Source organism: Flavobacterium sp. AC105, from assembly GCF_979258495.1.
Map to the genome: position 1 here is coordinate 721,157 of NZ_OZ409860.1, position 12,574 is coordinate 733,730.

Below are 12,574 nucleotides of genomic sequence, written 5' to 3' on the forward strand. Positions count from 1 at the left end.
ATTTATACAATGAACAACTCAGGCTTTTATAAAATTACGCTTCCTTTAGAGAAAGATTTATTTAATGAATTATTAGAATCTGCAGATTTTGAAAATGTAGCCAAAGGCAGAATCGGAAATCATTTGGTTAAAGTAGGAGAGAAAGGAATTCCCATAGTTCGAACTACGACAATGTATGATATACCGGCAAATAATTTTTCGGATATTCATAATCAAATCATAGAATCACTGAATATTGAAAATCAAAATATCAATAAGAATTTGCCGTTTCTGGATTTTGATAATGCCTTGATAGAAATATACGATTGTAATTATACGACAATGAAATACCATTCAGATCAATCTATGGATCTGGAAGCGGATTCTTATATTGGGCTTTTTACTTGTTATGAAAATCCAAATGAACTCACGGAAAAAAATATTCGAAAACTAAAACTTAAAGACCGAATAACGGATGAAGAATTTGAGATTTCGTTGACGCATAATTCGGTTGTTTTATTTTCTCTGGAAACCAATGCAAAGTTTCTTCATAAGATTATATTAGAATCGGTTCCAAGTCCAAAACGATCAGAAAAAGACAATAAATGGTTGGGAATTACCTTCAGGAAATCAAAGACATTTATCCAATTTAAAGATCATCTTCCTCATTTTTCAGATGGAGAATTATTGACGTTGGCTGTTGAAGACCAAAAAAAAGAATTTTTTAAATTAAGAGGACAAGAAAATAGTGTTCTGAATTTTACTTATCCCAAATTATCGTACACACTAAGTGTTGGCGATACTATTTTACCAAAAATATGATACTAGCATTCGATACTTATTACTTCGACGGAAAAGCAAAAACCGTTTGTCTTGAATTCACAGAATGGAACCAAAGTGTAGACTTTAAAGTTCACACTGAAATAATTGATAATGTTGAAGAATATATTCCCGGAGAGTTTTACAAAAGAGAGCTTCCGTGTATTCTTAGTCTGCTAAATAAAATAGACTTAAAAAATATTGAAGCCATTATTGTAGATGGATTTGTTTATCTGGATGATGAAAAAAAATACGGTTTAGGGGGTCATTTGTATGAAAAACTAAACAAAGAAATTCCAATAATTGGAGTTGCCAAAACAAATTTTGCTTCGATCGAAAAAGACAAAAAAAGTTTGGTCAGAGGGGAAAGTGCAAAACCATTATATGTTACCGCAATTGGTATTGATTTGGAAGTTGCTTTCAAAAAAGTAGAAAGTATGGCGGGAGAATATAGAATGCCAACTTTGCTGAAAGAAATGGATCGATTGACTAAAGAAGTTTAGGTACTTTTAAAATCTAATAAATACTCATTTCTCTTTCATATAGATTTTCTAATTTAGCCTAACGTATGAATTTTAATACATAACATCAACTTAAAATAGAAATACTATGAATCCCAAAGTCGATTTTTATTTTGATAAAGCCGAAAAGTGGCAAAAAGAATTGGAACAATTAAGAACAATTGCTCTTGATTGTCAGCTCACCGAAGAATTAAAATGGGGAACTCCTTGTTATACTTTAGGAGAAAAAAACATCGTTTTGATTCATAGCTTTAAAGAATATTGTGCATTTTTGTTTTTTAAAGGTGCTTTACTAAAAGATACTGACAATATTCTAATCCAGCAATCAGATAATGTACAGGCGGCACGCCAAATCAGATTTATCAATCTTAAGGAAATAACCGATCAGAGAGATATTCTGAAAACCTATATTTATCAGGCAATTGAAATAGAAAAAGCAGGCTTAAAAGTTGAACTTAAAAAGACAACTGAATTTGGAGTTTCAGACGAATTTCAAAAGAAATTAGACGAAATGCCTGATTTAAAAAAAGCATTTCATGCGTTAACTCCTGGAAGACAAAGAGCCTATTTACTTCATTTTTCTCAACCTAAACAATCAAAAACCCGAGAATCTAGAGTAGAGAAAAACATACCAAATATTCTGAACGGAAAAGGATTAAATGATTAATTAAAACCGATTTTTATGGAGGAATTCAACAATAATATAACAGATAGAGCACTTCAAAGCAAGACAATTATTCATGCGCCGGCTGATTTAGTCTGGGAAGTATGGACAAATCCCGAACATATTGCAAATTGGTGGGGACCAAATGGTTTCACGAATACCATTCACAAAATGGATTTTGAAAATGAAGGTGAATGGAACCTGACCATGCATGGACCAGACGGAACAAATTATCCGAACAGAAGTATTTTTAAAGAAATTATTCCACAGGAAAAAATCGTTTTTGAACATTTCAATCCGCATTTTATTACAACAGTTCTCTTTGAATCCAGAGGGAAAGAAACGCTGATCGATTGGACTATGTTATTTGATTCTGTAGAAATGCATGACATTATCGTAAAAACGCATAAAGCAGATGAAGGTCAGAAACAGAATCTAGAAAAGCTTGAAAAATATGTATTAGATATGCTTAATAAGTAATATGGGGATAAAAAACAAAACAACATGAACAATCATAAAAATAAATTGTCAGCAGAACAGCAAGATGAATTACTGAATGTATTAGAAGCTCGTTTTGAAAAAAATATGCAACGTCATAAAGGTCTTGAATGGTTAAAAGTACAGGCAAAACTCGAAGCTAATCCAGAAAAAATTTGGTCACTTGATGAAATGGAAAGAACCGAAGGAGAACCGGACGTTGTAGGTTTTGATGAAAAAACAGGCGAATATATTTTCTACGATTGTTCTGCCGAAAGCCCAAAAGGACGTAGAAGTATTTGTTACGATCATGAAGCTTTGGAAAAAAGAAAAGAACATAAACCCTTAAATAGTGCTATTAATATGGCCGAAGAAATGGGGATTAAAGTCCTGACAGAAGAAGAATATCGGGAGCTGCAAAAACTGGGTAAATTTGATACCAAAACATCAAGCTGGATTATTACGACTCCTGAAATCAGGAAACTTGGCGGCGCATTATTTGCCGATTTTCGATATAATACCGTTTTTGTGTATCATAACGGAGCAGATTCTTATTATGCTGCGAGAGGATTTCGCGGTTCATTAAGAGTTTAAATAATAAATAAAAACTTCATCAGCCACGGCTGATGAAGTTAGTTTTAATCTTTTTCACCTTTTATAAATTTTCCGTCTTTGGTAAACTCCAAATCAATTTTGTTAGTTAAGTCAACGTCGAGATCTTTATGACCGTAATCAATATGTGTGATTTTTTCGTTTGGATAATTCTTTGCCACATAATCTTTTATTGATGCAGGAATAAATCCTGTCGGAATTGGTTTGTCATCGCCATCAACTTCTCGGTACGAACCGTCTTTCCAGAATTCTACTTCGGTGCCATCTTTAAGTTTGACTTCGTATCCTTTTTCGCCATGTTCCGCATCTTTTTTAGCGATGTCTACAGTTGTATGACTGAAATATTTTTTAAGAAATTCCTGTGCTGGCTTTGGCAATTCAGTAGTTTCAATTTTCTTTTGTGCGTGTGCCGATATTACAAAACCTAGTAACAATGCGGCAAAAGTGATTTTCGTTTTCATAGTTTGCGTATATTAAGGTTGTCGTAAAGCTAATTTACGACAAGCAAAAATGCATTCAAATCTATTTAAGAAACTTTTAGTTTATTTACGAGTTGAATTTTGTAATTGCTTCTGCAGTAACCGGTGTAAAAAAGTTAATCAAATTACCATCAGGATCGCGAAAAAGTAAGGAACGATTTCCCCATGGCATTGTCGTAGGTTCCTGAACAATATCGTGTACAAAATTCTTGATTCTTTCAAATTCAAGATCAACATTTTCAACACGAAATTCTATAATCACACTTTTATTACTGGCGGGTTGTGCAATTCCTTCTCCAAAAAAGCTTAATGTTTTCGTGCTTCCTATTGCTAAAGTAGACGAACCTGTCGTTATTTCTGCAAAATCTTCTGTATACCAAATTGCCCGAAAATTAGTTGTGTCTTCTAAAAATTGAACCAAACGTTTAATGTCGGCCGTGATAATTCTTAATGATGTTAAATTCATAATTTTGTTTTTAATTGTTATTAATGCATCAAAAGTAAAATGGCGATGTGACAAGAGTATGTCAGCAGTGTTTAATTTTTTTTTGCCAAATGACAAATCCTTCCAAAATAACTTTGACTAACTTGCAGTTATGAAAGAATTTATAGAATACATATTACAATTTGGAGATTTAAATCAACAACAGCTTGATTTAATTTCGAAAAAAGCGGTTGAATTAGAACTTCCAAAAGATGAATATTTTTCAGAAGCAGGAAAAATTGCGCAACAAGTTGGTTTTATTTTAGACGGAATCATAAGAGTTTGCTATTACAACAATAAAGGCGAAGAAATAACCAAATATTTTATTGACGAAAATAATCTGGTGGTCGATTTAGAAAGTTTCGAAAATGAAATTGCTTCAAATGCTTATGTTCAGGCGATCACAGATTGCAAAATGCTGGTTTTTTCTAAAAAAGACTGGAGAGAGCTGTTAGATACCATTATTCCGTGGGAAGCCATTGTACATAAGATCATTTCAAAAGCATTGCGACAAAAAGTAGAAAGAAGAAGTCCGCTAGTTTCAGAAGATGCGACAACGCGTTATTTGAAATTCCTCGAAATTTATCCTAATGCAGTTAACCGAATTCCGCTTTCGTTCGTTGCTTCTTATTTAGGAATTACACAATCTTCTTTAAGCCGAATTAGAAAAAACATCCGTTAAATCATTTTTTGTCAATTGGCAAATGATTTTGTTTTTAAACGAATGACCTTTGCTTCAATAATTTAAAAAAAAATATAAAAGATGAAATCAGTATTAATTACAGGCGCAAATAGAAGCATAGGTTTAGAAATTACAAAACAGCTTTCTAAAAAAGGATTGTTTGTGTATCTAGGATCCCGCGATCTTGAAAAAGGAAATGCAGTAGTAAAAGAATTAAACGAAAATGGATTCGGGAATATCAAAGCCATTCAAATTGATGTTACAAATCCGGATTCGATTTTAGCAGCTAAAAATATTGTAGAAAACGAACAAGGCAAATTGGATATCCTGATTAATAACGCCGGAATAAGCGGAGAATTTCCTCAAAGTGCTTTAGATGCACCAATAAATGACATTCAAAATGTATTTGATACCAATTTTTTTGGCGTTATTAGTGTAACACAAGCATTTGTAGAATTGCTTAAAAAATCAGAAAGTCCAAGAATTAGTAATATCACTTCAGGTCTGGGATCTTTAACTTTACACAGTGATCCAAATTGGAAATATTATAATTTTAAAGCAACAAGTTATGTTACTTCAAAGGCAGCTTTAAATGCCTATAGTATTGTATTGGCTTACGAATTGAAAGATTTAGGATTTAAAGTAAATGTTATTGATCCGGGTTATACTGCCACAGATTTTAATCATCATTCTGGTCCCGGAACGGTAGAAAGCGCAGCAGCTTTTATCATCAAACATACCGATACGGATGAAAATGGACCAACGGGAAAATTTTTCAGTAATGATATAGAAGATGAAAGCGGAATTAGTCCTTGGTAAAATTTTAAATAAATAAATTATGAAACCTCCAAAATCTAATGATTTTTGGAGGTTTTGAATTATATACTTATTTGTAAAATAGCAGGCTTTACTAAAATTTGGCTACTTTAGCCTTTAGAGCAAATTGGTAAACGAAAGATTTTGTAGGCCAGAGCTGCATCATCCATCTAATTTTATCAAATGAAGTATTTATTTACAGTAATTTCCTTAATTGTTTTTAATGTTTGTTTTTCTCAAAATAAAACTGAAATTTATATTATAGGCAATATTCACGACAGCGTTCAAAATTTTCATCCCAAAATATTATATGATATTCTAGATAAAATTAAACCTGATTTGATTTTGCATGAAGTCGACAGCAAATCACTGCAAGAATATATTTCGGCAACTAATCTTAAAGGAAATGAAGTTATGGCGAGTAATCAATATGCTAAAAAATATTCGCAAACACTGAGATTTTCATTTGATTTTGAAGGAAGAAATCAATATAGAAAAGATAAAGGGATGGTTCCGACCGATAATCTAACGGTGAACTTAATTGATAGTTTGTATAAAACAAAAAAATTAAATCCATCTGAAATAAAAATTTATGAAAGCTTTGACGGCTTAACGAAACAATTGATGAAATTAGCCGAATTATCGCCTGGAAATTTCAACAATTCAAAAACGGATATAATTTGCCAAAACAGACAAAATTATCAATATCATGAACTATTAAAGATCGTAGAAAAACGACCTGAATTTGCCAATAGATTTGTAGTTAAACCAAATGGAGAAAAGATTAGTTATAAAGATGGTTTTAAATTAATGTCGGATTTTTGGGATTTAAGAAACCAGACTATGGCTTCAAATATTTATAAAATATCCGAAAAATATCCAAATAAAAAAATAGTCGTTTTAACAGGCTTTTTGCATCGTTATTATTTAATCAAAGAATTGAAGAAATTAAATAAGGGAGATTATATTATAAAAGAATTTTACGAATAAAGCGAAAAATTATGGCAGAATTCTGGGAAGATAATTTTGTAGATAAACAGGAAATGTGGGGTCTTGAACCATCAAAATCAGCAATATTAGTAAAAGATTTTTTTGTAGAAAATGGCGTAAAAAATATTTTGATTCCCGGAATTGGCTACGGAAGAAATGCGCAGATTTTTAGAGAAAACGGAATTACTGTAACCGGAATTGAAATCTCAAAAACTGCAATTGACCTGGCTATAAAACATTACGGAAGCGATTTTAAAATTCATCACGGTTCTGTAACGGATATGCCTTTTGATCATCATCAGTATGATGGAATATTCTGTTATGCCTTAATTCATTTATTAGATAATAACGAAAGAGAAAAGCTTATTCAGGATTGTTACAGTCAATTATCTGACAATGGTTATATGATTTTTACAGCAATTACAAAAGAAGCCCAAACTTATGGTAAAGGAAAGTTTATCAGCCAAGATCGCTATGAGATACACGATGGGGTTAACATGTTCTTTTATGGCAAAGAATCAGTTCACAATGAATTTGATCAATTTGGATTATTTGAAATCATAGAACTGGATGAAAGTTTTCCGTTCTTTTTGATTAAATGTAAAAAGATAAAATAGGTGTCAAACCTTATTTTCAGAATTGTTACGAATCTGGCCGTCGAACCCTGCTTAAGGTTTCTATATTAATGCCCAAAAAAGAAGCAATGTACTTTAACGGAATTCGGGTAGAAAGGTGTTTATAGGTTTTTAGGAAATATTCGTATTTAATTTCGGCTTTACTCAGTCGTCCCATTAAAGCCCTGATTTCTGCATCAGAATAATATTTTTCGTAAATGCGTCGCGCCGTTATATTAAAATCAGGTTCAATATTATATAAATGCTGGAGGTCAGCGTGCTTCATTCCCAACAGTTCCGAATCTTCGATGGCTTCCATATTTTCATAACTCGGAATTTGCAATATAAAACTATGAATCGAGGCCACCAACTCATTTTCAACCGTAATCCAGGTAGTAATTTCCTTTTTTGAATCTTCTACATAACCCCGAACAGCTCCTTTATTGACAAAATAAATCATATGGCAAATCTCTCCTGCTTTATGTAATTTTTTGCCTTTTTTAACCTTCATAGGATAGGTGTTTTCGATAAGGAATTTTTGAGCACCCTGACTAATCGGATATACATTATTAAATACATATAATAGTATAGCAGCTTCTTCAGGTGTGCTGTGCGGTAATTGAGGTTTTAATTGATTCATAAATTGGTTTAAAAATCTATTGGTTTATGGGTGTTTGGTGTAGCAAAAGTACAATTGTTATAGCTATCAAAAAGCGGATTCCTTTCCCAGAATGAGTTTTTAGCATCAAATGATAGTATAGGAAGATATTCTTAGAATAATTCTCACGAAAGTTATTCAAACAGTAATAATTTATCTAAAAAAAACTATAGTTTATGGGATGTTAAAAACAATTTATATTATAAGAAAACATCCTATTTAAAAAAATATATATAACAGAGGAAATTATAATTAAATAACGGACAAATACTTTCTTTTCTAATTTGAAAAGTTTCATTTATTATGGTATTGTATTTGTAATATTGGCTTGAAGCAAAACTAAAAACTAAATAATAATTTGAAATTAAATGGAAAATAAAATAAATATTCCTAAGCCTTGCAATCAAAATTGGAATTCAATGACACCAGATAACAATGGTAGATTTTGTGGTTCTTGTAATAAAACAGTAGTTGATTTTACAAAAATGGAGAACCTTGAAATTAAAAATTATTTGATCGAAAATTCAGGTAAAGAAAATATTTGTGGACATTTTAAATTTAATCAGATTGATCCCAAAAACAATATCAAATATGATAATTTGAGAAATAGAATTAGCCGAATCAGGATTAAACCAATTAAAACAGCGGCATTATTTTCATTGAGTCTTCTTTTTGCTTTATCAAGCTGTATGGGAAAAGCAACAATAGATGGAGAACCAGCCATTGATAATGATACAATTAATGATAATGAAATAATCAAGAAAGAACAAGATACTGTAAAACAGAATGATTCTATAAAAAGCTAAATTATTCAGGTAAAAAAATAAAATAGAAGATAAATAATTTATAAAGCAGACAGATTGGAAATATTGAATAATAAAAAACAAACGTATCGCAAATTAAAAGAGAAATTGCAAAAAACTTTTATAATATTGGCAGTATCAAGTTTTTTTTCACTCACTGTAAATAGTATGCCTAAATCGATATCGACAAATAATTTAGATTCTATTAAAAACAAATGTTCGGTAAGTGCTGTAATATTAAAAACTGAAAGAATTGAGAAGGACAGAAAATTTCTTTTTTGGAAATTATCTCATAAAAAGATAATAGTTATTGATCGGGTAATTAGTCCTAACGGGAATTTAATTTTAAAGAAAACTTCAATTTATATTTGTTCAAGAGATGCCTGTGATACTAGAAAATGTCGACGATTAAAAATTGTTGGTAACGAATTATGGATGTTTTGTTATAATAGAAACCCGGAAGGAGCAATAATAAAACGTTATGATTTTTGTAAAAAATATCTAGGCAAAAAGATTTGGGATCAAGAAATTATTAATGAATAGTAATGGATTGACACGATTTCCTCAAAAAATATAAAGCATAAAAAGCTCCTTAATTTTTTAAGGAGCTTTTGTCTTTTTAAAGGTTATTTCCTTTTATTATTTTTTCCAGATATTCGACTTTCTCTTTTTCAGCCTGAACTAAACGTTCGTAAAGTTCTACAACTTTATCAAGCGGGTTAAAAGTAGGTTGAATGTTTATTGCGTTAATTGTTGAGTTGTCATGACTATTAAATGTATTATTGATAACACTTAATATAGTTTCATCGCTATAATTTTTAATTGCTTCTACAGTCACACCCAATGCTTTTGCAATTTCTGCAAGTTTTTCATCATCTATGGTTTCACTATTTTCAATAGCAGAAACAGTTTGTTGACTTGTTCCTAAAGCTTGTGCCAAAGCTTCCTGCTTCATATCACGAAGTTCACGAATACGACTTATGTTTCTTCCGATATGTTTCGGTCTTGTTAATGTGCTCATAGTTCAAAGATATTTAAAATTTCTCAGAAATTTCCTGTTTGGTAAAAAACAAGCTTGAATTTGTATGATACAATTGTATAAAAAGACTATTTAATTTCTCAAGGAATTTTTAAGTGTAGTTTCATTCACTTTAATCAAACAATTTAATGAGTCTTAAATAAAATAAATAGACAATTATTCCAAATAAAAATTGTCTGGCTTATAAAAACGGTTCCGTTAGTCGATGTTTAAAAGAAAACAACACAAGCCCAACTTTTGATTTGATATTGTATTTTTCAAATAAAGCGGCTCTGTAAACTTCGATTGATTTTATTGACAGATTCATACTTTCGGCCATTTGTTCATAGGTTAATTCCCTCTCATCACAAACCAATTTTAGGAAATCGAATTCGCGCTGAGTTAAAATGATATTTTCTTTTTTCTCATCATTGTTTTCGTAATTACGTACGCGTTTGAGAATTTCAGAAACGTTATTATACCCAATTTTAATAATGTTATCAATAGCAAATTTCAAATCGTGAGCTGTACAATTTTTGTGTAAAAAACCTCTGGCACCATGATGATAAGCTGCATCGATTATTTGCTCGTCAAGATGCTGTGTCAACAATAATACCTTGAACTCTTCCTCCTTTTCTTCCAGTACCTGCAGTACTTCAATGCCGTTCATATTAGGCATGGAATAATCCAAAATATAGATCTGCGGAGATGGATTTACGGGTAATGCCTGTAGAAAATCCTCACCATTATCAAACTCGTGAATTACTTTGTAGTTGCCCATTTTATGCAGCAATTCTTTTAAACCTTGTCTTACAATAGAATGATCATCAATTATGCAAATAGTAGTTTGTTCCATAATTTAGGTAGTTTTATTTTCTGAAAGCGTAATTTCAGTACCCGATCCCACTTGGGTTTTTATATCCAAATGATAGGCAATACTATTGGCTCTGTTACTCATGTTTAGCAATCCTAAGGATAATTTATTTTTTTTATCGGTAGCATCAAATCCCTTACCGTTATCAGCAATTATCATTTTAAAATGAGGATCGGTTGTTATAGAAATGCTAATTTTAGTGGCTTTAGCATGTTTAAAAACATTACTGATACATTCTTGAAAAATGCGGTAAATGATTATTTTTTCATTAGCATCAAATTTCTTTATTGCGATTTCTTCAAAAGAGTATGCAATGTCAATTTTATTATTTTTTTTCAATCGTTTTATTTCTGTGGCGATAGCTTTTATAACATCTTGTTGCAATAACAATTGACCGTTCAGGGCATGACTAATACTTCTTATTGATTGTGATAAATTAGCTGCTGATTGTGATAATGGTTCTAATATTTTTTGCAGCTCAGGAGAATCCAGCTTCATATTTTCTATCTGAAAATTGATGTATGTTAATTGCTGTCCCGCATCATCATGAAGGTCTTGAGAAATGTTATTCAGTATCTGTTCCTGAGTTTCAATTACAGTCTGAGTAATTGCTTTTTGAAAATCAAGATCTTTCTGATGTAAAAGTTCGGTGTATTTTTTTATCTTATTAAAATAAAGACGAATCAGAATAACACAAAAAAATAGTATTAAACCAATAAAAATAAAGGCTATTATTATTCCTAGTACGACTTGATTCATTTGTAGTTATTTTTTTCTCTGTAGATGTAAATATTAATTAAAGTATAATAGGCGATACAAACTATATTAACAATGAAAACATATAGTGTAACTTGACCAAATAAAATTATTCCTGTAACCTGTAATGATTTAAACCCCAACATTAATCCCATTCCAAAAAAGAAATATACCGGTGCAAACAACAATAAATAATTATTGGATAAGAAATACATTAAGTTCTCTTCTCTTAACTGCCTGTAACTTTCGTAAATAAAAAGTATGACGTAAAGGAGTGCACCAAAAACGAAAGTGTAATAATTATTAGCATTAACTATTTCTATAATTAGAAAATTAGTAATAGAAAAGAGAAGAAAGAGACATAGAATAATATTGGACATTTTTTTATTGTTTATGCTTTCTTTAAATGCTAGCAGCCACAAAATATCGTGAAAAACAATACTGATATTAAATGGTATTCGAATTGATCTATTATTATATACCAAAATAGAATTTATCAATTCTGTTAAAAAAACAACAAAAAGAATATAAAAGAGATAACGGTGCATTTTAATTTTCCAGCGAAGATTCCATAAAGCAAAAAGCAGCGTTATTAAAACGCATGCTTTTATGGGATTTATAATATCTAGTATATTCAATTTTATCTCTTTACAATGGCATATTTTCAGTAGAAATAAATGGAGGTTCGGTAGAATAATCGTAGTAATACGGGGCTCCATTTACCTGAATAACAATAACAGTTTCCATTGATCTTTTTGATTTATTATTTACCATGGCCAAACTGAATTCAAATTTAGCATTATCATCTTTTTTTGCATATTTTTTTGCAAGACTTCTTATTAAAGCAGTTGAAAAGCAATATGTTTTCGTTGTGTATTCTTCCACCATATACAGCGAATCAATTTTTTGTTTTTTACTATCAACTGCCGCGCTAAGATAGGCATCATATCCATGATGTTTAATAGTACCTTTAAGTTCCTTCCAGCTAATAACGTACGTTCCTTTTTTATCACTGACTTGACCTTTTACTTCATGAACTATCAAGACAGTCGAATCTAATATCTTACGACAAACACTATCACCATGTTTTTTTAACCATTCGGTTTTTTTTGTAATATCAGATATTTTATTATAATCATCTAAAGTTAAAGAATCACATTTTGTAACTATTTTATTTTCATCGTTTTTAGTTGATGGATTGTCTGCTTTTTCTTTTTTACACGCTACAATGGTTAAAATAAACATTAAAATTAGAGTACATTTTTTCATGGTTAAAGTTATTTAAGGATTAATAATTTATTCTTCAAATTTTACAATTACCCAAGCTT

Annotated in this window: 18 protein-coding genes; 11 read left to right on the forward strand and 7 right to left on the reverse strand. The window is 30.6% G+C overall.

Annotated elements, in window-relative coordinates:
- The first annotated feature begins 9 nt into the window (after positions 1-9).
- The 5 genes from ACZ0AH_RS03010 to ACZ0AH_RS03030 all read left to right on the forward strand — a co-directional run bounded on the left by ACZ0AH_RS03010 (position 10) and on the right by ACZ0AH_RS03030 (position 3,054).
- The gene (locus ACZ0AH_RS03010; RefSeq protein ID WP_463474404.1) at positions 10-801 is read left to right on the forward strand and encodes a hypothetical protein; all 792 of its coding nucleotides are present in this window, start codon (positions 10-12) and stop codon (positions 799-801) included.
- Positions 798-1,301 carry an endonuclease V gene (locus ACZ0AH_RS03015; protein ID WP_463474405.1) on the forward strand — a complete coding sequence of 168 codons (504 nt, stop codon included), beginning with the start codon at positions 798-800 and terminating at the stop codon, positions 1,299-1,301. The genes ACZ0AH_RS03010 and ACZ0AH_RS03015 overlap by 4 nt, the downstream gene beginning before the upstream one ends.
- A 106-nt stretch (positions 1,302-1,407) precedes the next feature.
- A complete protein-coding gene (locus tag ACZ0AH_RS03020) occupies positions 1,408-1,986 on the forward strand; it encodes a YdeI/OmpD-associated family protein (RefSeq protein WP_463474406.1) in 579 nt (192 codons plus the stop codon).
- Positions 1,987-2,001: 15 nt separating this feature from the next.
- Positions 2,002-2,463, forward strand: a complete 462-nt coding sequence (locus tag ACZ0AH_RS03025; RefSeq protein ID WP_463474407.1) for an SRPBCC family protein — start codon at positions 2,002-2,004, stop codon at positions 2,461-2,463.
- A 24-nt stretch (positions 2,464-2,487) separates the two neighbouring features.
- Positions 2,488-3,054 (forward strand): DUF4256 domain-containing protein, encoded by a 567-nt coding sequence (locus tag ACZ0AH_RS03030; protein WP_463474408.1) that lies wholly within the window; start codon positions 2,488-2,490, stop codon positions 3,052-3,054.
- Between the two features lie 44 nt (positions 3,055-3,098).
- Here the strand turns inward: ACZ0AH_RS03030 and ACZ0AH_RS03035 are convergent, their stop codons facing one another.
- Positions 3,099-3,533: a PepSY-like domain-containing protein gene (locus tag ACZ0AH_RS03035; RefSeq protein WP_463474409.1), complete on the reverse strand. Its 435-nt coding sequence runs from the start codon at positions 3,531-3,533 to the stop codon at positions 3,099-3,101.
- An 85-nt stretch (positions 3,534-3,618) separates the two neighbouring features.
- Positions 3,619-4,017 carry a VOC family protein gene (locus ACZ0AH_RS03040; RefSeq protein ID WP_463474410.1) on the reverse strand — a complete coding sequence of 133 codons (399 nt, stop codon included), beginning with the start codon at positions 4,015-4,017 and terminating at the stop codon, positions 3,619-3,621.
- A gap of 130 nt (positions 4,018-4,147) precedes the next feature.
- Between ACZ0AH_RS03040 and ACZ0AH_RS03045 the strand changes: the two genes are divergently transcribed.
- The 4 genes from ACZ0AH_RS03045 (at position 4,148) to ACZ0AH_RS03060 (ending at position 7,140) form a co-directional block, all read left to right on the forward strand.
- Positions 4,148-4,717, forward strand: coding sequence for a Crp/Fnr family transcriptional regulator (locus ACZ0AH_RS03045; RefSeq protein ID WP_463474411.1), 570 nt, complete (start codon positions 4,148-4,150; stop codon positions 4,715-4,717).
- 81 nt (positions 4,718-4,798) lie between these two features.
- A complete protein-coding gene (locus tag ACZ0AH_RS03050; RefSeq protein WP_463474412.1) occupies positions 4,799-5,536 on the forward strand; it encodes an SDR family NAD(P)-dependent oxidoreductase in 738 nt (245 codons plus the stop codon).
- 180 nt (positions 5,537-5,716) lie between these two features.
- The gene (locus tag ACZ0AH_RS03055; protein WP_463474413.1) at positions 5,717-6,523 is read left to right on the forward strand and encodes a hypothetical protein; all 807 of its coding nucleotides are present in this window, start codon (positions 5,717-5,719) and stop codon (positions 6,521-6,523) included.
- 11 nt (positions 6,524-6,534) lie between these two features.
- A complete protein-coding gene (locus ACZ0AH_RS03060) occupies positions 6,535-7,140 on the forward strand; it encodes a class I SAM-dependent methyltransferase (RefSeq protein WP_463474414.1) in 606 nt (201 codons plus the stop codon).
- Positions 7,141-7,165: 25 nt separating this feature from the next.
- On the opposite strand, the gene ACZ0AH_RS03065 is transcribed toward ACZ0AH_RS03060, so the two are convergent.
- Complete coding sequence (locus ACZ0AH_RS03065; protein WP_463474415.1) at positions 7,166-7,777, reverse strand: Crp/Fnr family transcriptional regulator; 612 nt, start codon at positions 7,775-7,777, stop codon at positions 7,166-7,168.
- A 386-nt stretch (positions 7,778-8,163) separates the two neighbouring features.
- On the opposite strand from ACZ0AH_RS03065, the gene ACZ0AH_RS03070 reads away from it, so the two are divergent.
- A complete protein-coding gene (locus ACZ0AH_RS03070; RefSeq protein WP_463474416.1) occupies positions 8,164-8,601 on the forward strand; it encodes a hypothetical protein in 438 nt (145 codons plus the stop codon).
- A 54-nt stretch (positions 8,602-8,655) separates the two neighbouring features.
- Positions 8,656-9,141 carry a hypothetical protein gene (locus ACZ0AH_RS03075; protein WP_463474417.1) on the forward strand — a complete coding sequence of 162 codons (486 nt, stop codon included), beginning with the start codon at positions 8,656-8,658 and terminating at the stop codon, positions 9,139-9,141.
- A gap of 76 nt (positions 9,142-9,217) precedes the next feature.
- Here ACZ0AH_RS03075 and ACZ0AH_RS03080 read toward each other — a convergent pair whose 3' ends face one another.
- The 4 genes from ACZ0AH_RS03080 to ACZ0AH_RS03095 form a co-directional block, all read right to left on the reverse strand.
- On the reverse strand, positions 9,218-9,619 hold the full coding sequence (locus ACZ0AH_RS03080) for a helix-turn-helix domain-containing protein (RefSeq protein WP_463474418.1): 402 nt from the start codon (positions 9,617-9,619) through the stop codon (positions 9,218-9,220).
- 199 nt (positions 9,620-9,818) lie between these two features.
- Positions 9,819-10,472 carry a response regulator transcription factor gene (locus tag ACZ0AH_RS03085; RefSeq protein WP_463474419.1) on the reverse strand — a complete coding sequence of 218 codons (654 nt, stop codon included), beginning with the start codon at positions 10,470-10,472 and terminating at the stop codon, positions 9,819-9,821.
- A gap of 3 nt (positions 10,473-10,475) precedes the next feature.
- Positions 10,476-11,249, reverse strand: a complete 774-nt coding sequence (locus tag ACZ0AH_RS03090) for a sensor histidine kinase (RefSeq protein ID WP_463474420.1) — start codon at positions 11,247-11,249, stop codon at positions 10,476-10,478.
- Positions 11,250-11,894: 645 nt separating this feature from the next.
- Complete coding sequence (locus ACZ0AH_RS03095) at positions 11,895-12,515, reverse strand: hypothetical protein (RefSeq protein WP_463474421.1); 621 nt, start codon at positions 12,513-12,515, stop codon at positions 11,895-11,897.
- Positions 12,516-12,574: the final 59 nt, after the last annotated feature.